The organism is Novosphingobium sp. 63-713, assembly GCF_001898925.1.
In the GTDB taxonomy this organism is placed as follows: domain Bacteria; phylum Pseudomonadota; class Alphaproteobacteria; order Sphingomonadales; family Sphingomonadaceae; genus Novosphingobium.
Genome location: NZ_MKVS01000026.1, coordinates 575,812 through 594,461 on the forward strand (window position 1 = coordinate 575,812; position 18,650 = coordinate 594,461).

The 18,650-nt window shown below is 63.0% G+C and carries 15 protein-coding genes; 9 read left to right on the plus strand and 6 right to left on the minus strand.

Going from position 1 to position 18,650, the window contains the following annotated elements; all coding sequences use genetic code 11:
- Positions 1-14: 14 nt before the first annotated feature.
- The 3 genes from BGP00_RS13610 to hflX all read left to right on the plus strand — a co-directional run bounded on the left by BGP00_RS13610 (position 15) and on the right by hflX (position 3,461).
- The gene (locus BGP00_RS13610) at positions 15-1,400 is read left to right on the plus strand and encodes a sigma-54 dependent transcriptional regulator (protein ID WP_292689691.1); all 1,386 of its coding nucleotides are present in this window, start codon (positions 15-17) and stop codon (positions 1,398-1,400) included.
- A 136-nt stretch (positions 1,401-1,536) separates the two neighbouring features.
- Positions 1,537-2,136, plus strand: coding sequence for an RNA chaperone Hfq (gene hfq, locus BGP00_RS13615; protein WP_168605279.1), 600 nt, complete (start codon positions 1,537-1,539; stop codon positions 2,134-2,136).
- Positions 2,137-2,183: 47 nt separating this feature from the next.
- A complete protein-coding gene (hflX, locus tag BGP00_RS13620) occupies positions 2,184-3,461 on the plus strand; it encodes a GTPase HflX (protein WP_292689716.1) in 1,278 nt (425 codons plus the stop codon).
- Positions 3,462-3,663: 202 nt separating this feature from the next.
- Here the strand turns inward: hflX and mazG are convergent, their stop codons facing one another.
- From mazG to BGP00_RS13640, 4 genes are all read right to left on the minus strand, one after another.
- Positions 3,664-4,443: a nucleoside triphosphate pyrophosphohydrolase gene (gene mazG, locus BGP00_RS13625; protein WP_292689692.1), complete on the minus strand. Its 780-nt coding sequence runs from the start codon at positions 4,441-4,443 to the stop codon at positions 3,664-3,666.
- 87 nt (positions 4,444-4,530) lie between these two features.
- The gene (locus tag BGP00_RS13630) at positions 4,531-5,802 is read right to left on the minus strand and encodes an MFS transporter (protein WP_292921257.1); all 1,272 of its coding nucleotides are present in this window, start codon (positions 5,800-5,802) and stop codon (positions 4,531-4,533) included.
- 33 nt (positions 5,803-5,835) lie between these two features.
- The gene (locus tag BGP00_RS13635; RefSeq protein WP_292689694.1) at positions 5,836-6,627 is read right to left on the minus strand and encodes a 2-keto-4-pentenoate hydratase; all 792 of its coding nucleotides are present in this window, start codon (positions 6,625-6,627) and stop codon (positions 5,836-5,838) included.
- 106 nt (positions 6,628-6,733) lie between these two features.
- Positions 6,734-8,239 (minus strand): UxaA family hydrolase, encoded by a 1,506-nt coding sequence (locus BGP00_RS13640; protein ID WP_292921259.1) that lies wholly within the window; start codon positions 8,237-8,239, stop codon positions 6,734-6,736.
- Between the two features lie 165 nt (positions 8,240-8,404).
- On the opposite strand from BGP00_RS13640, the gene BGP00_RS13645 reads away from it, so the two are divergent.
- From BGP00_RS13645 to BGP00_RS13665, 5 genes are all read left to right on the plus strand, one after another.
- Positions 8,405-9,424, plus strand: coding sequence for a LacI family DNA-binding transcriptional regulator (locus BGP00_RS13645; protein ID WP_168605285.1), 1,020 nt, complete (start codon positions 8,405-8,407; stop codon positions 9,422-9,424).
- Positions 9,425-9,549: 125 nt separating this feature from the next.
- The gene (kduI, locus tag BGP00_RS13650) at positions 9,550-10,386 is read left to right on the plus strand and encodes a 5-dehydro-4-deoxy-D-glucuronate isomerase (RefSeq protein WP_292689696.1); all 837 of its coding nucleotides are present in this window, start codon (positions 9,550-9,552) and stop codon (positions 10,384-10,386) included.
- A gap of 4 nt (positions 10,387-10,390) precedes the next feature.
- Positions 10,391-11,158 carry a 2-dehydro-3-deoxy-D-gluconate 5-dehydrogenase KduD gene (kduD, locus tag BGP00_RS13655; RefSeq protein ID WP_292689697.1) on the plus strand — a complete coding sequence of 256 codons (768 nt, stop codon included), beginning with the start codon at positions 10,391-10,393 and terminating at the stop codon, positions 11,156-11,158.
- Positions 11,155-12,177 carry a sugar kinase gene (locus tag BGP00_RS13660; RefSeq protein WP_292689698.1) on the plus strand — a complete coding sequence of 341 codons (1,023 nt, stop codon included), beginning with the start codon at positions 11,155-11,157 and terminating at the stop codon, positions 12,175-12,177. Before kduD ends, BGP00_RS13660 begins: the two co-directional genes overlap by 4 nt.
- Complete coding sequence (locus BGP00_RS13665) at positions 12,164-13,696, plus strand: carboxylesterase family protein (protein ID WP_292689699.1); 1,533 nt, start codon at positions 12,164-12,166, stop codon at positions 13,694-13,696. Before BGP00_RS13660 ends, BGP00_RS13665 begins: the two co-directional genes overlap by 14 nt.
- Before the next feature lie 11 nt (positions 13,697-13,707).
- Here BGP00_RS13665 and BGP00_RS13670 read toward each other — a convergent pair whose 3' ends face one another.
- Positions 13,708-14,088 carry a cupin domain-containing protein gene (locus tag BGP00_RS13670; protein WP_292689700.1) on the minus strand — a complete coding sequence of 127 codons (381 nt, stop codon included), beginning with the start codon at positions 14,086-14,088 and terminating at the stop codon, positions 13,708-13,710.
- Complete coding sequence (locus BGP00_RS13675) at positions 14,088-15,398, minus strand: pectate lyase (protein WP_292689717.1); 1,311 nt, start codon at positions 15,396-15,398, stop codon at positions 14,088-14,090. Before BGP00_RS13675 ends, BGP00_RS13670 begins: the two co-directional genes overlap by 1 nt.
- A gap of 378 nt (positions 15,399-15,776) precedes the next feature.
- Here BGP00_RS13675 and BGP00_RS13680 point away from each other — a divergent pair, with 378 nt between their 5' ends.
- A complete protein-coding gene (locus BGP00_RS13680; RefSeq protein ID WP_168605291.1) occupies positions 15,777-18,632 on the plus strand; it encodes a TonB-dependent receptor in 2,856 nt (951 codons plus the stop codon).
- The last annotated feature ends 18 nt before the right edge of the window (positions 18,633-18,650 follow it).

The following is an 18,650-nucleotide window of genomic DNA, read 5'->3' on the forward strand; positions in this document are numbered from 1 at the left end:
AGAGGAAAAGCCTGATGGCTGTCGATATCCTGATCGTTGATGATGAAAAGGACATCCGCGAACTGGTGGCGGGTGTGCTGTCGGACGAGGGCTATGAATGCCGGACCGCCGGCGACAGCCGCGCCGCGCTGGACGAGGTGGACCGGCGGCGGCCCTCGTTGGTGCTGCTCGATGTGTGGCTGCACGGCAGCCCGATGGACGGGCTGGAGGTGCTGGACGCGATCAAGACGCGTGAGCCTGACCTGCCGGTCATCATCTTTTCGGGCCATGGCAATATCGACACGGCGGTGGCCGCGATCGGGCGCGGGGCGATGGACTTCATCGAAAAACCCTTTGAGACCGAGCGCCTGCTGCATCTGGTCGAACGCGCCACGGAAACGGAGCGGTTGCGGCGGGAAAACGCGCGGCTGAAACTGGATACGGCGCAGGGGACGGAGTTTCACGGTTCATCCAGCGCAATCAACCATGTACGCGCCACACTTAAACGCGTTGCCAATACCGGCAGCCGCCTGCTGATCTCCGGCCCATCGGGCGTGGGCAAGGAAGTTGCAGCGCGCCTGCTCCATTCGTGGAGCGGGCGGGCAGAAAAGCCTTTCGTCAGCGTCAATTCGGCCCGGATCACGCCTGAACGTTTCGAGGAGGAGCTGTTTGGCGAGGAGGCCAATGGCAAGTTGGTGCGCGCAGGTCTGCTCGAACTGGCCGATGGGGGCACGCTCTATCTGGACGAAGTGGGCGATATGCCGCTGTCGACCCAGGCGCGCATCCTGCGGGTTCTGACCGAGCAGGCCTTTGTCCGCGTGGGCGGCAATCGCCAGATCCGCGTTGATGTGCGTGTGGTGTCCTCGACCAGCCGCAATCTGGAAAAGGAAATCATCGAAAAGACCTTCCGCGAGGATCTGTTCTATCGGCTCAACGTGGTGCCGGTGGCGGTGCCGCCTCTGGCCGAGCGGCGCGAGGATATTCCCGTGCTGGTCCAGCATTTCTTTGCCCGCTATGCCAATGATCAGGGCATGCCCCCGCCCGATATCAGCATCGAGGCGATGGCCGCGATGCAGGCCTATGAATGGCCGGGCAATGTGCGCCAGTTGCGCAATGTGGTGGAGCGCACGGTGATTCTGGCCCCGCGCGAGAGGCTGGGGCGGATCGAGGTCGATATGCTGCCTGCCGAAATCAACAGCGGGCGTCTGGCCGGAGATTCCGGCATGTCCTCCTTGATGGGCGTGCCCCTGCGCGAGGCGCGGGAAAACTTTGAGCGGGAATATCTGCGGGTTCAGATCCGCCGCTTTTCCGGCAATATTTCAAAGACCGCCGCCTTTATCGGGATGGAGCGTTCGGCCCTGCATCGCAAGCTCAAGCTGCTGGGCATGGGCGACAAGCGGGACGATGACGAGGAGGATTGAATACGTCTTTCGCAATTTCGGCATTTACGCTGCAACTGCGAGAGGCTAGACATGAGGCTCAGTCGGCCAAAGGCGCAGAATCACCTTTGGCCAGAATGCGGACCGTAGAAACGGCCGCCAACAATAGGAGCAAACCATGTCTACTGGCCGCACGCTGTCCGCTCGTCCGCGTTCTAAGCCTGAGGAATCCGCCGTTGAAGAGGGCGTCGAAGCCGTTGCCGCAGCCCCCGTTCCCGTAGCCTCGGGCAAGGGCAGCCAGAATTTGCAGGACCAGTTCCTGAACTATCTGCGCAAGAACAAGACCCCCGTCACCATGTTCCTCGTCAAGGGCGTGAAGTTGCAGGGTATTGTCACCTGGTTCGACAATTTCTCGATCCTGTTGCGCCGTGATGGTCAGTCGCAGCTGGTCTATAAGCACGCCGTTTCGACCATCATGCCCAGCCAGCCCATCGACACACGCCTGTTCCCGCAGGGCGGCGACGCGTCGAAGAAGGCCCGCCTGCTGCAGGATGTGTTCCTTTCCTCGATCCGCTCGTCCAGCGTACAGGTCACGATGTTCCTGGTGAACGGCGTGATGCTTCAGGGGCGTGTTGCGGCCTATGACCTGTTCTGCATGATGCTGGAACGCGAAGGTTATGTGCAGCTTGCCTATAAGCATGCGGTTTCGACGATTCAGCCGCTTGGCCCGGTCGATCTGACCGGCGAGTGGGATGGTGAAGAAGGTTCAGACGCCTGATTTTCGGAGAGGAAGCCGAGGGCGAGGTTACACGGGGCGCACGCGCCCTGATCGTCTGCCCCGAGATTCGGGGGCGCCCCAGCGCCTCCGACACCGAGTCGCGTGTGGAAGAGGCGAAAGGTCTGGCGCTGGCCATCGGGCTGGTGATTGCTGAGGCCTTCCCGATCGCCATTCGCGAACCCCGCCCCGGCACGCTGTTCGGCGAAGGCCAGATCCAGAACATCATCACCCAATGCAATCTGCATGAGGCCGAACTTGTCATCGTCGATGGCGCGCTCTCGGCCGTTCAGCAGCGCAACCTTGAGGACAAGCTCAAGCGCAAGGTGATCGACCGGACGGGCCTGATCCTCGAAATCTTTGGCGAGCGCGCGGCGACTGCCGAAGGGCGTTTGCAGGTCGAACTGGCGCATCTGGATTACCAGCAGGGGCGTTTGGTCCGCAGCTGGACTCACCTTGAACGCCAGCGGGGCGGCTTCGGCTTCCTCGGCGGTCCGGGCGAAACCCAGATCGAGGCCGACCGCCGCATGATCCGCGACCGCATGGCCCGCATCCGGCGCGAGCTGGAACAGGTCCGCCGCACGCGCGGGCTGCACCGCGACCGGCGCGAAAAGGCGCCCTGGCCGGTGCTGGCCTTGGTGGGCTATACCAATGCGGGCAAATCGACGCTGTTCAACCGGCTGACCGGGGCGAGCGTGATGGCGCAGGATCTGCTCTTCGCCACGCTGGACCCGACGATGCGCGCGATCCGCCTGCCTGGTATCGAAAAGGCGATCATGTCGGACACGGTGGGCTTCATCTCCGACCTGCCGACGCAATTGGTCGCCGCCTTCCGCGCCACGCTTGAGGAGGTGACGGCGGCCGATATCGTCATCCATGTGCGCGATATCGCCAATCCCGACACGGCGGCGCAAAAGGAACAGGTGCTTTCCGTCCTGGAAGATCTTGGTTTGCTGGAGGAGGGGACACGCGCCCCTTCGGTGCCGATGATCGAGGTGTGGAACAAGTGGGACCTGCTGAGCGCCGAACAGGCCGCGCATCTCTGGCACGCCGCTCGTGAGGCCGCCCATGATGACGAAGTGGTTGTCCCGCTCTCGGCCATGACGGGCGAGGGCTGCGAGGAATTGCTCGAAACCGCCAACCGGTTGCTGACCGGGGATGCGCGGGAGCATCGTTTCACCATCCCTGTCCATGATGGCGCGCGCATCGCCTGGCTCTATGCCCATGGCGAGGTACTGTCCGATGAGGAGGCCGGAGGCGATGAGCCTGCGCGGGTGATGTCGGTGAAGCTGACGCCTAAGGAATTTGGGCGGTTTGTGAGGTTGTAGGTCGGTTAAGGGATGCCTCCGGCGGGAAAAGGGACTTGTCCCTTTGCAATCCCATTAATTGTATGTGGTTTGTGAGGGGTATGATTTTATAAAGCCTGCGGCGCTTTATATCCGCGCCGCAGGCTTTAAAATTCCAACGCCGCGTCCGACACAAAACGCCGAACCTTGCACGCGACACAGACAGTATCGGGAGCGCGAGGGTCTAGACCCTCGCATTTTCCCCCTTCTTGACCTCCTGCCACAACCCTTCCTGCTCATCGAGCGAGAGCGCGGCAAAATCCACCCCGCGCGCCTCGGCAATCGCCTCCATCCCCTTGAACCGCCGTTCGAATTTAACATTGGCCGCGCGCAGGGCCTCTTCGGCCGAGATGCCATAGGCGCGCACCAGATTGACAGCGGCAAAGAGAAAATCGCCCGCCTCGGCCAAGCGCTCTTCGTCCGTGGTCGCCTCGGCCAGTTCGATCACCTCTTCGGCCACCTTCGCCTCTGGGCCGGACACATCCGGCCAGTCAAAGCCGACCCGCGCCGCCCGCTTCTGCAACTTTTCCGCCCGCATCAGCGCGGGCAGGGCCAGAGCCACGCCATCCAGAGCGCTCGACGCGCCCTTTTGCGCGCGCTCCTGCTCTTTCAGCTTTTCCCAGCGAACCTCGCGCGACTGGCCTTCATCGGCGGCGTCACCAAACACATGCGGATGGCGCGCCTCCATCTTGTCGCTGATCGCATCGGCCACATCGTCAAAGGCGAAGAGGCCCGCCTCCTGCGCCATCCGGCTGTGAAACACCACCTGCAGCAGCAGATCGCCCAACTCCTCGCGCAGGCCAGCCATGTCGCCCCGTTCGATGGCGTCGGCCACCTCATAGGCTTCCTCGACCGTATAGGGCGCGATGGTGGCGAAGGTCTGCGCCACATCCCATTCGCAGCCCCTTTCGGGATCGCGAAGCCGCGCCATGATGTTCAGCAATCGGGAAAGCGAAGCGGTCATAAGGCACTCACAAAAAAAGGACCGGGAAAGCTTTAGGCAGCCTTCCCGGTCCAGACAATCCATGAGCAATCATGGGGGAGGATTTCGTTACTCCACCGTGGCGGGCGCCAGACGGGGGCTGAGCAGGTGGACCACCGCCAGAGCGACCAGATAGGCGCTGGCGCAAATGGCGAAGAGCAATTCATAGCTGTGTGTGGCGTCGAGGATATAGCCGGTGAACAGCGCCATCCCCATGCCGCCCAGCGCGCCGATCGTGCCGCCGATGCCCACCACGCTGCCCACCGCCGCGCGGGGGAACATGTCGGAAGGCAGGGTGTAAACATTGGCCGAGAAAGCCTGATGCGCCGCCGTGGCAAGGCCGATCACCAGCACCGCGCCCCACACACTCTCGATGCTCTGCGCGAAATAGATCGGCAGCACGCAGAAAGCGCAGATCAGCATGGCCAGTTTGCGCGCCGCATTCACCGAATAGCCGCGCTTCAGCATGAAGGACGAGAGCCAGCCCCCAGCTACGCTGCCCAGATCGGAAATGATGTAGATGGCGGCAAGCGGCAGGCCGAAGCTTTTGAGATCAAGATGATAGCGGTCGAACAGATAGCCCGGCAGCCAGAAGAGGAAGAACCACCAGATGGGATCGATCAGGAACTTGGCCAGCGCATAGGCCCATGTCTCGCGCAGGGTGATCAGGCGGCTCCAGCCGATCTTTTCGGTGGTGTCGGCCGGGTCCTGCTCGATCCACGCCAGTTCGCCCGGCGTGATCTTGGCCTCTTCGCGCGGATGGCGATAAAGCGCCCACCATGCCACCAGCCATGCCAGACCAAAAATGCCGGTGATGAAAAAGGCCGAGCGCCAGCCAAACCACAGCACCAGCGCGGGCACCAGCAGCGGCGTGATGATCGCGCCCACATTGGCGCCTGCATTGAACAGACCGATGGCAAAGGCGCGCTCGCGCTGGGGGAACCAGTCGGCCACGGCCTTGATACCGGCAGGGAAATTGCCCGATTCCCCGACGCCCAGCCCAAAGCGGGCGGCGGCAAAACTGGCGACCCCGGTGGCAAAACCATGCGCCATATGCCCCGCCGTCCAGATTACGATGGCAACCGCATAGCCCAGCCGCGCGCCCAGCACGTCGACGATCCGACCAAACGAGATATAGCCGATCGCATAGGCCATCTGGAACCAGAAGACGATGGTGGCGAAATCGCTTTCCTGCCAGCCCAGTTCTTCCTTCAGCGTGGGTTTGAGCACGCCGATCATCTGGCGGTCGATATAGTTCACCGCCGTTGCCGCAAACAGCAGGCCGCACACGACCCAGCGCCGCCGTCCAGCCTTGGGATCCAGCTCAATTACGCCTGTCATCATCCACTCTCCAATTGCGCTTCTTGTGGCGCGTTAACGGGGCTGGGCCTGGGTAAGCGTGCAGGAGACCTGCCCCAGATCGCCGAAACTGGCGCTCACGCTCTGGCCGACCAGCGCCTGATGCACGCCCGTGACCGCGCCCGAGGAGACCCAGAGGCCGCCCGACACATCCAGTCCGCGCTCCATCAGATTGGCCAGCAAAAAGCGCACCGCGCCATAGGGGCCGTCGAGCATTGTGGCAGCCGTGGCTTCACCCACCACCGCGCCGTCGATGGTGGTGGCGATGGAGATCGCGCAGAGGTCGAGATCAGCCCACCCGTCCACCGGCGCGCCCAGCACGAGGCCCGCGTTGTTGCCGTAATCGGAGACGGTCACGCAGGGGCCGTCCGCATTGATGCCGGGATAGGGCGAACTGGCGATTTCGATGCCGATGCGCACCTCGTCGATGATCGCCTTGGTGCCGGCATCATCGGCGGGGACGGGGCCGGCAAAGCCGGGCGCGACATGGAGCAGCCATTCAGCCTCGCCCGCAACGAAACCATCGGCAAAGACCGGCATAGCCGCGCCGTCCTGCGTCACGGAATCGGCAAAGATCGGTCCGGCAAGGCGGTTTGCGCCCAGTTCGGCATCCAGTGGGGCATTGATCCGGCCCACTTTCCATCCGGCCACGGCGCGCCCGTCGATCGAAATCGCGGCGTCCTGAATGCGATAGGCATCGGCCAGCGTGACCGGCGCGGGGCCGGGATAGATGGCCAGACCTTCGCCAGAGCGGCGGGCCGCAACGAAGGCCTGAGCGATGGTCTGATCGGTTTCTTGAGTGTGCATCCTGATCCCACAATCCTTTGGGTGAATTTAATAATGGAAACCGGTGTCAATGGCAATCGACCATAAGGGCAAGCGATTGCATAAACCGGTTTTCAGCCCGCCTTGCCTATAGGGTTACTCCCCGCCGCCAGATGGCGATGGCGCGCTGGCCATGGCGTTCGGCGGCGGTCCTTTCCCCGCTGGCGATGGCCACCAGCCGGGCGAGGAAGGCCTCATCGGCAACATCCTGTCCTTCGTCCAATGCCACGGCGGCATTGAAGTCGATCCAATGCGGTTTGTTGGCGGCCAGTTGATGATTGGACGCGACCTTCACAGTCGGCACGGGAAAGCCCAGCGGCGTGCCGCGCCCGGTGGTGAACAGCACCATCGTAGCCCCCGCCGCCGCCAGCGCGGTCGAGGAAATCGCGTCATTGCCCGGCGCCTCCAGCAAGGCCAGCCCGCCCAGCGGCGCCGTCTCTCCATAATCGATGACGGAGCAGAGCGCGGCGCGGCCCGCCTTCTGCACCGCGCCCAGCGATTTTTCCTCCAGCGTGGTGATCCCGCCTGCCAGATTGCCCGGCGAGGGGTTTTCCGAAACCGGCAGGCCCTGATCGAGGTAATAGCGCTTGAAGCGGTTGACCAAGGCGGCGGCGGCATCGAACACCTGCGCATTCGACGAGCGCGAGAGCAGGGCCTGTTCAGCGCCGAAGATCTCGGGGATCTCGGTCAGCACCGGCGTGCCGCCCGCGCCCGCCAGCGTTTCGGCAAAACGGCCCAGCAGCGGATTGGCGGTCAGGCCCGAAAACCCATCCGACCCGCCGCATTTCAGCCCGACCACCAGCGCGGAAAGCGGCAAGTCCACCCGCTGCGCCGATGCGGCCTGTTCGACTATGGCGTCGATCACCGCGGCGGCCTCAGCCAGCTCATCGCCCGCGCTTTGCGAGGAGAGGGTGGCGACTTTGCCCCGCGCGCTTTCGGGGACCAGTGCCATCAGCTCGGCAATCTGGTTCGATTCGCAGCCCAGCCCCAGCACCAGCACGCCCGCCGCATTCGGATTGGCCGCCAAACCCGCCAGAACCGCCCGCGTGCCCGCCAAATCGTCACCCAGTTGCGAGCAACCGTGGGGATGGGAAAAGGCATGGATGCCGTCGACCCGCCCCTCCGCAATCAGATCGGCATGGCGAGCGGTGGCCTCGCGCGCGACCTGTTCGGCGGTCAGGCCGACGCAGCCGACCGTGGGCAGCACCCAGATTTCGTTGCGCGTTGCCGCGCGCCCGTCCACGCGCAGATAGCCGCGCCATTGGGCCGCATTGGGCTGCGCCGCCGCGACATCGCCATGGGCATCGGGCGCATAGGTCAATTCGCCCGCCAGAGCCGTGGCCAGATTATGCGTGTGAACATGATCGCCCGGCGCGATGGCGGCGGTGGCCTTGCCGATGGGCTGGCCATATTTGCGCACGGTGTCGCCCGGCGCATGGGCGATCAGGGCCAGCTTGTGCCCCTGCGGGATGGCGGCATTGGCGGTGTAATGCTGATCGCCAAGCGCAACCACCTCTCCGCCCGCGATGGGCCGCAACGCCACGGCGACGCTGTCTTCGGGATGTACGCGGATCAGGGCGGGTTGCAGGCTCATCATTCTCACCAAGGGTTCGTTTCGCGAATCTCCCCACGCGGGGTTTCGCCTTTGCGTGGGAATGTCGTTTATGGTAACCGGTGTCAATCAGTCTCCTGCTTGCGCCCTTCATCATGCAAGGGCAAGGCAGCAAAAGTGCAGACGAGCCAGAGAGGTGGGAACAACGTGGCCAATCGTGAGCCCAAGCCGACGATCAATGATGTGGCGCGCCTGGCGGGTGTGTCGAAAAAGACCGTCAGCCGCGTGATCAACAACTCGCCCTTGCTCAACGATGCAACGCGCGACAAGGTGACGGCGGTGATCCGCGATCTGGGCTATGTGCCCAATCCGCAGGCGCGGGCCTTGGCTTTGCGGCGCAATTTCCTGATCGGCCTGATCCACGACAACCCCAATGCGCAGATGGTCCTGTCGGTTCAGGAAGGCATGCTGGATGCGATGAAGGGCACCGAATTCGCGCTGGTCGTGCGCCCGGTGGACCGCAAGAGCCCGCATCTGTTCGACGATATCCGCCATTTCATCGAGCAGCAGCGGCTTTACGGCATTTACGTCCTGCCACCGGTTTCTGAAAATGACGAAGTGGCCCGGCTCTGCGCCGAACTGGGCTGCCGCTATGTGCGGATGGGCTCGGCGCGGCTGGATGATGAAGAGCACCTGGTCGAATCGAATGACCGCGAGGCCGTGCGCGAGGCGGTCGATAAGCTGATTCGCGATGGACACACACGCATCGGCCATGTTGCGGGGCCTGATGGCTTCCGCTCGGCGCGCGAGCGTGAGGCGGGGTTGCGTGAGGCGCTTTTGGCGCACGGTCTGAGCCTGCCTGACGAATTGCGGGCATCGGGCAATTACACTTTCGATTCGGGCTATACCGCCGCCAAGCAGGTGTTGAGCCAAAATCCGCGCCCGACCGCGATCTTTGCCGCTAATGACGAGATGGCCGCCGCCGTGCTCCACGCCGCATTGGAGCAGGGGCTGGAAGTGCCGCGCCAGCTCTCGATTCTGGGCTTCGACGATACGCCGATCGGCGCGCATATCTGGCCTCCGCTCAGCACGGTGCGCTGGCCGATCCGGGCGATGGCGCGTTCGGCGGCTTTCAAGCTGATCCAGCCGGAGAGGGCGGCCGAACACAAGTCTTTCTTCCGTTCCGAACTGGTCGAACGGGCCTCGACAGCGCCGCTCAAGGGCTGATCCAGGCCGCTTGCCTGTCTGCAAAAAGTCATGTTTGGCTGTTATTGACACCGGTTACCAAAACCCGCTACCAAGCAATCAACCATGTGCCGGACGGCACCAAATCTTTGCCGGGAGAGCTACCCATGTTCAGCAAGACCTATCATGCCACACATCCCGACATGATGGAATGTGTTTCTAATGATGAACTGCGCGACCGTTATCTGGTATCGGGCATGTTTGTCGAGGGGCAAGTGAACCTCAATTATTCGCATAACGAACGCTTCGTGATCGGCGGAGCGGTGCCGGGCAAGGAGCCGCTGAAGCTGCCCGAACAGAGCGAACCTGCCTCCGCTGCGGGCCATCCGTTTCTGGAGCGCCGCGAGGCGGGCATTGTCAACATCGGCGGCCCGGGCGCGATCACGGTCGATGGCACGCGCTATGAAATGGGCAACAAGGAATGCCTCTACGTCCCCATGGGCACGGGTGAGGTAATCTTCGAGGGCGAAGGCGCGCGTTTCTACATCGCCAGCGTCCCGGCGCATAAAGCCTTCCCGATCAAGCACATCACGCTCGATCAGGCGAACCCGCTGGCCCGCGGCGATCTGGCCAATTCGAACCAGCGCACGATCTATCAGCTCGTCATCCCCGGCGTCTGCGAGAGCGCCCAGCTCCTGCTCGGCCTGACCGTGCTGGAGGAAGGCAGCGTGTGGAACACCATGCCGCCGCACCTGCATGACCGCCGCAGCGAGATCTATCTCTACTTCGACATGCCCACCGAGGCCGACCGCGTGTTCCATTACATGGGCCAGCCCGAAGACCTGCGCCACATCGTGATCGGCAATGAAGAGGCCGTCATCAGCCCCCCGTGGTCGGTCCACATGGGTTCGGGCACCAAGAAATATGCCTTCATCTGGGCGATGGGCGGGGAAAACCTCGACTATACCGACATGAAGGTCCTCGACATTTGCCAGCTCAAGTGAGGCCATGATGAGCTTTGACCTGACCGGCCGCGTGGCCGTGGTGACCGGTGCCAATACGGGCATCGGTCAGGGGATTGCGTTGGCTTTGGCGCAGGCCGGGGCCGATGTGGCGCTGGTGGGCCGTACGCCTGCGGAGGAAACCGCCGCTCTGGTGCGCGATGCCGGGCGCCGGGCCGAGATCATCGGCGCGGACCTTTCGACCATCGCCCCGGTGGGCGATGTCGTGGCGCAGGCGGTGGAGAAGTTGGGCGGGCTGCACATTCTGGTCAACAATGCCGGGATTATCCGCCGCAATGACAGCGTGGATTTCACCGAGGAAGACTGGGACGCGGTGGTCGACACCAATCTCAAATCGGTGTTCTTTTTGTCGCAGGCCGCCGGTCGCCACATGATCGCGCATCATGCCGACACCGGCCAGCGCGGCAAGATCATCAACATCGCCTCGATGCTGTCGTTTCAGGGCGGCATCCGCGTGCCCAGCTACACCGCGTCCAAATCGGGCGTAGCGGGGCTGACCAAGCTGCTGGCCTGCGAATGGGCGAGCAAGGGCGTGAATGTTAACGCCATCGCGCCCGGCTATATCGCCACTAACAATACGGCGGCTTTGCAGGCGGACGAATCCCGCAACCGCCAGATCATGGAGCGCATCCCCGAAGGCCGCTGGGGCAGCCCGGCGGATATGGGCGGCGCGGCGGTGTTTCTGGCCAGCAATGCTGCCGATTATGTGCAGGGCCATGTGCTGGCCGTCGATGGCGGTTGGCTGGCGCGATGACCAAGGATCGTTCTGGCCCTGTCGTCTGTTTCGGCGAGGTGATGCTGCGTTTCGCCACGCCTGCGGGGCGGGTGATTGCCGATGCGCAATCGCTTGACCTGACCATCGGCGGGGCGGAGGCCAATGTTGGCGTCGCGCTGGTGGCGATGGGGCATCAGGCGCGGTTCGTGTCGAAAGTCCCAGCCAATGCGCTGGGCGACAAGGCCCGCGCGGCGCTGGCGGGCGCAGGCGTCGATGTCGCGCATTTCGTGCGCCGGGATGGCCGTATGGGCCTGTATTTCCTAGAAGTCGGCGGTTCGCTGCGGCCCAGCGCAATCACCTATGACCGCGCCGGTTCGGCCTTTGCCACTGCGCGGCCGGAGGAATTCGACTTCGCCGCCGCGCTTGATGGCGCAAGCCTGTTCCACATCTCCGGCATCACCGCCGCGCTTGGCCCGGGCGGTGTGGACCTCGCCCGCGCCGGGATCAGGGCGGCCCGTGCGGCAGGTGTTCCGGTCAGTTTCGACTGCAATTTCCGCGAGAAATTGTGGGGCGCGTGGGACAGCAATCCGCGCGAGATCCTGCTGGAATTGCTGGCCGACGCGACGATCATGTTCGGCAACCACCGCGACATGACACTGCTGCTGCAAAAGCCTTTCTCCGGCGATGGCGCGGAACGGCGGCGCGAGGCGGTCGAGGCTGCCTTCGCCACCTTTCCCAACCTTCAGGTCATGGCCAGCACCGCGCGCCATCCGATTACCCAGACCCACCACCGCCTTTCGGCCCGCGTCGATCTGCGCGAGGATCGGCATCAGACGCCGGAAATCGAGATCACCGATATCATCGACCGTGTAGGATCGGGCGATGCCTTTGCGGCGGGTGTCCTGACGGGCTGGCTGGAGGGCGGCGATGCCAGGAAAATGGCGCAGCTCGGCCTCGCCATGAATGCCCTCAAACATTCACTCCACGGCGATTGGCTCCGCCTGCCGCGCGCCGAAGTCGACAGCTTTACCGGCAATTCCGGCGATGTCCGGCGGTAGGGCCACGCGCCGAACTGTCCTTGGCGGCGCGGCGGCGTTGATCGCCTCGCCCGCCTTGGCCGGCCGGCGCAAGGTTCAGGCGGGCGCTTATCAGGGCCTGCCAGAGGGCGAAGTGCTGGCGTTCAAGGGCATACGCTACGCCCGCGCGGCCCGTTTCGCGCGCCCGCAGATCGAGCCTTTTGCCACTCAGCCCACCTTGGCCCACAGCTTTGGCCCGATCTGTCCCCAGCGCGGGATGAAGGATCAGCCGCAGTCAGAGGACTGCCTGTTCCTCAACATCTGGACGCCCGAGGCGAACACCAAGGCCGCCCGTGCCGTGATGGTTTATTTCCATGGCGGGGCCTATACCACCGGCAGCGTCACCGATCCGCTGACCCATGGCCATCATCTGGGCGAGCAGGGCGATGTGGTGGTGGTGACGGTCAACCATCGGCTCAATGCGTTGGGCTATTTGTGGCTGCAGCCTTTGGGCGCGCAATTTGCTGACAGCGGCAATCTTGGGCAACTTGACCTGATCTGCGCCCTGCAATGGATCAGGCAAAATATTCATCATTTTGGCGGCGATTCTTCGCGTATCTTCACCTTTGGCCAATCGGGCGGAGGGGCCAAGATCGCCACGCTGATGGCGATGCCTGCCGCGCGGGGCCTGTTCCATTCCGCCGCCACGATGAGCGGCCAGCAGGTTGTCGCCAGCGGCCCCGCCCATGCTTGGGAGCGCACGCGGGCCTTTTTCGATCGCCTCAAAATCGCGCAGGGCGATGCCGAGGCTTTGCGCCATCTGCCTATCGAGCGCTTTGTCGAAGGGTTGGGCGCCACCGATCCCATCATGGGCGGTTCCGCCTATTTCGGGCCGGTGCTGGATATGACCAATCTGCCGCGCCATCCGTTCTGGCCTGACGCAGCGCCCCAATCGCTGGATATTCCGATGATCCTTGGCAATGTGATCGAGGAAACGCGGGCCTTTCTTGACCCGCGCGGGCCGAAATTGCGAGGGCTGAATTGGGAAAATGTCGCTGTACGCATGGCGGCCGAGGTCAAGATTGACCTCGATCCGGCCTATGTGGTCGCACAATACCGCAGTCATCACCCTGAATGGAGCCCCGAACAAATCTACTATGCGGCCACCACGGCGGGGCGCAGTTGGCCGGGGCAAGTCATCGAGGCCGACGCGCGGGCTGCAGCGGGCGCGCAGAAAACCTGGGTCTATTGCCTGACCCGCCGTTCGCCGATCGATCCGTTGCGCGGGGCCGCCCATACTGATGACATTCCCTATGTTTTTGGCACGCTGGATGCGCCGGGCAGTTTCAGCGGTAGGGATGCGGGCGCGAGGGCGACGCGCGACACGCTGCAGGACGCTTTTGCAAAACTGGCGAAAACGGGTGAGGGGAGTTGGACGTCCTATAGTCTGCCGACCCGCGCGACGATGCTGATGAGCGAAAATCCGCGCGTGGAAAATGATCCGCGCGGGTGGGAGCGGGCCATGTGGGCCACCGCTCCCTATGTGCAGCCGGGAAGTTAGGGGCCGGGCAGTTAAGGCTTTACCGGATAGGTGATAATCAGCGCCAGCGGCTCCTTGCCGGTCTGGCGGATACTGACATTCGCTCCGTCATAGAGATAGGCGGTCATACCCGGTTTCAGCGCGGCTTTCTGGCCGTCGCTTTCCACAGCTCCCTCGCCCGACAGGACATAATACACCTCGTCATGGGCGATGATGTGGAGGCCGATGGCGGCCCCCACATCCAGCGTGCGCCGCCGGAATTCCATCCGGCGAGGTTGCGGCGCGGCATCGCTGATCCGCCATGCGGTGGACATGCCGATGGCGCCATGCGGCACGGCTTCGCGTCGCATCACGTCGCGCTCGTCGATGATTGCCATCGGGGGCGCGGCGGCCAGCAAGAGCGCCGCCAGCATCAGACGCCGCCCTGCCGCATCGCCTTGTCGCGATCGCTCAGCTTTTCCTGCGGACCGAATTTCTGGCCCGGATAGGCACCGTTCTTGGGCGTCATCGTGGTCAGGTCCCAGGCCGCCTCGGCAAAAGGCGCGCGCTTTTCGGCGGTGTGGGGATAGCCCCCGACCTGCTTTTCATCGTCGATAATGTCGCCCCGCCCTTCGGCCACAAAGAACAGCACGCGAATGTCCTGAGGATCGCGATCCCAAGGCCGCGCGCCCACCGAGTTGAGAACGCTGGTCTCCACCTCGCCGGAGGGCAAGATCGTATAGCCATCGAGCTTGGCCAGTGGCTTGTCGGATGTAATCAGCTTGGCCTTCGTCTCGCCATAGCGACCGAACATCGGCAGGGCGTTGCCATGGCGGTCCACCGCGCGATTGTCCTTGCCGTAAAAGGCCAGATCGCCATCGCCGCCCAGCATCAAAAAGGGCAGGCCCGGATCGGTCTGGTTGCCACCGCGCATGACATTGCCCACTGCGGTGATTTCGCCGGTGACATAGTCATGGCCCGCCCATTCCAGCGCCATCAGGTTGTAATGCACCGCGCGGTGGCCGGGGTTATAGATGATGTTGTTGACCATAGCGACCTGCGCGCCGCCCTTCACCAGCGGGCTGCGTTCGACATTATGCGCCCAGACATTGCGGTAGAAGCTGATGTTGGTGGTGTTGTCATGGATCAGCGAACCCTTGGAATGTTCGCCCTTGGAATGGCTGGCAAAGGCCAGACCTTCGGCGGCAAGGTTTTCTCGGAAAACAACGTCATGGCTGGTGCCCGCGCGCCAGTCCTGCACCGTTTTGCCGGTGAAGCGCGGGCCGCTGGCCGACATGTTTTCATCGATGGCCCACATGAAGCTGCAATGTTCGATCACCACATTATGCGCGGCCACGGTGGAAAACGCGTCCGGTTCCCAGCCCGAGAAATGGGGTTTGTCCATCGCGCCGGTCATGATGCGCAGGTGGCTGATGATGACGTCATGGCCGTGCAGGTCGATGCCGGTGCGAATCAGCGTGACGGGCGAGGGCGCGGTCTGCCCGGCGATGGTGAGGAAGGGTTCCTTGATGACCAGTTCGGTGCCGCCCATGTCGATCACGCCGCCCACCTCGAACACGACGATCCGCGGGCCCTTGGCCTCGATGGCCTCCTTGAACGATCCCGGCCCGTCCTTGGCCAGAGTCGTCACGCGGATGATGCGGCCGCCGGCGCCGCCCTTGGTGGGATCGGCGGGATGGGCAAAGCTGGCCTGGGCAGGGGCATTGGGCGTTTCGGCCCAGATGGGCGCGGCCAGCGGCAAAAGCGCGGCGGCCAACAGAAAGCGGGCATGACGAATAGCGGGGGTGGGCAAAAATGTCACCGGGGCCTCTCCTGTGGGGCTTCGTTGTTGGTGGTTCTTGACAGAGGCCGGGGCCTCATGCCAAGACTTATGACACCGGTTACCAAATCGGACAAGGGTTTCCCTTCGACGGAAATTAAAAACGTTGATCAGCAACATCTTGTGAGAATAAATTGGCCCCAATGGGCAGGGATCTGGATGCAAAAGGCGGTGGAAATGCGATTCGCGTTTCCTTCTTATGACACCGGTAGCAATCCCTTGGGGCATGGATTGAGGAGTGGGGCGCATCGCCGCCCGCAGGGAGTTTAAGGGGGAGTTATAATGCCTCATACCGTCACACGTTTTACAGCTTTGCGTCTGGCTCTGGCCGCCAGCACCGCGCTGGCCGCGCCCGCCTATGCGCAGACCGCGCCTGCAGCGCCCGGCGCCGATGCGCCCGCGCCCGAAGCCATTGTCGTCACCGGCTTCCGCCGCTCGCTGGAGGCCGCGCTTAATCTGAAAAAGAACTCGGTGGCCGCCGTTGACGCCATCGTGGCCGAAGACATTGCCAAGTTCCCCGATCAGAATCTCGCCGAATCGCTTCAGCGTATTCCCGGCATCTCGATCCAGCGCGACGGCGGCGAAGGTCGCGCGATCACGGTACGCGGTCTTGGCGCGCAATTCACCCGCGTTCGGGTGAACGGTCTTGAAACCGTGGCCACCTCGTCCGACGGCGCCAGCGCCAACCGCGACCGTTCGTTCGATTTCAACGTCTTCGCCTCGGAACTCTTCACCAATCTGGTCGTCCACAAAACTGCCGAACCTTCGCTCGATGAAGGCTCGCTGGGCGCGGTGGTGGATCTCAACACCGGCAACCCGCTGGGCGGCAAGGCCGGGCTGACCGCCGTGGCCAATGTTCAGGGCAGCTATAACGACCTCTCGAAGAACCTCGGCCCCCGTCTGGCGGGCCTGCTGAGCTGGCGCAATGATGAAGGCACCTTCGGCGCCAATATCTCGGCCGCCTATTCCAAGACCAGCACGCTGGAGCTGGGCAACAATTCGGTGCGCTGGGCTCAGGCCTATTTCAACTCCGTCAACGGCACGAACTGCTTCTACTCGGTGCCCGGCGCCACGGGCGGCGTTCCCACCAATTACACCGGCAGCTATCGCCCCAGCAGCACCTGCGATCAGGCCAGCCTGTCGTTTCACCCGCGCATTCCGCGCTATGGCGTAATCAGCCATGAACGCGAGCGTCTGGGCCTGACCGGCTCGATCCAGTTCAAGCCCAGCGACCACACCAAGCTCTCTGTTGACGTGCTCTTCTCGCGCTTCAAGGAAAACCGCGAGGAAAAGTGGCTCGAAGTGCTGGCCCGTTCGAATGAAAAGTCGATCGACGTGGTCAATCCGGTCTATGACGCGAACAACAATATGGTCGCGGCCACGTTCAACCACGCCTATGTCCGCACCGAACATTACCTGCGCCAGTCGAACACCACCTTCTATCAGGTCGGCGCGACGCTGGATCAGGACATCACCGACAAGTTGAAGGTGAAGATCCTGGGCGGTATTTCGAAGTCGGATGCGGATATTCCGCTGGAAACCACCATGCTGCTCGACAACCGCAGCGCCAATGGTTTCACCTATGATTACCGCAACATGGCCTCGCCCGTCATTTCCTATGGCGACAGCGTGACCGATCCGTCCAAGTTCCAGTTGGCCGAAATCCGCGACCGTCCTTCCAATGTCACCAACCGCTTCAAGACGGTGCAGGGCAATGTGAACTGGGAAGTGGCCGAAGGCTTCACGATCAAGGCGGGCGGCGTCTGGCGCCGGTTCAACTTTGACTCGGTGGCCTATCTGCGCGACAGCGCGGTTTGCGGCAACAGCGGTTCCGACCTCGTGCTGGGCACGCTGACCTGTTCGTCGACCACCTATGGCTTCCCGCTGACCAGCAGCATGGTCGACACGGTCAATCTGGGCAATGCGGGCCAGCCTGCGGGCACGACCAGCAGCTGGATCGTGGCCAACCTGCCCGCCACCACGGCCTTTACCAAGCTTTACAGCCGCACCCCCACGTTGGACAGCGGCAACGTGCGTTCGGTTCAGGAAACCACCTCGGGCGGCTATTTCGAGGCCAATTTCAAGGGCCGTCTGCTCGGTCTGGAATTTGGCGGCAACATGGGCACGCGTTATGCCTATACCAGCCAGAAATCGACCGGCATCCTTTCGGGCAACAGCGTGACGGTGCAGCGCGGCTATGGCGACTGGCTGCCTTCGGCCAATCTTGCCTTTTATCCGCATCCCAAGGTCATCATCCGCGCGGCCTATGCCAAGGTGCTGACGCGCCCGACGCTGGGCAATCTGACGCCGGGCGGCTCGATCGACGGGTTCAATTACAAGATCAGCTATGGCAACCCGCAGCTCGACCCCTATCGCGCCACCAATTACGATCTGGCGGTTGAATATTACTTCGCGCCCCAGTCGGTGATCTCGCTGGCCGTGTTCCAGAAAGACATCGCCAGCTTCCCGATCTCGTCCAGCTATGCGGCGACCTTTGCCTCGACCGGCCTGCCGCAAAGCGCGCTGCCGACCAGCTCGCCTGCCTATATCAACTTTGACCCGAACCAGATCTATCAGATCACGGCCAATGTGAACGGCAGCGGCGCCCGTCTGCAGGGCATGGAGCTGGCATTGCAGATGCCGTTCAAGTTCCTGCCCGGCAAGCTGAAGAATATCGGTTTTCAGGGCAACGTAACGCTGATCAAGTCGAACGCCAATTACACGATCACCGGTCCGGCCACCAGCGCCTGCACCCGCGCCACGGCCACGTCGGCCTGTACGCTGGTGGGTGTGAACGCGGTCTATCCGGCAACGCTGCTCAACGTGTCCAAGACGGCATGGAACGCCACGCTCTATTATGACGACGGCAAGTTCAGCATCCGCGGGATGCTCAGCTATCGCGGGCCGTTCAACGACAGCACAAGCGGCACGGGCAACGTGTTTGAAGGCTACGGCAGCTATACCAGCTTTGACGCGGCGGTGCGCTACAAGCTGACCGACAGCGTCGAACTCTCGCTCGACGGCAACAACCTGCTCGACACCTATCGCTATCGCTACACCGATGCGAGCGCGACGCGTAACTATGAAAACAACCACTTCGGCCGCACGATCCAGTTCGGTGCGCGCTGGAAATACTAAGACTTCTGCCCCCATGGG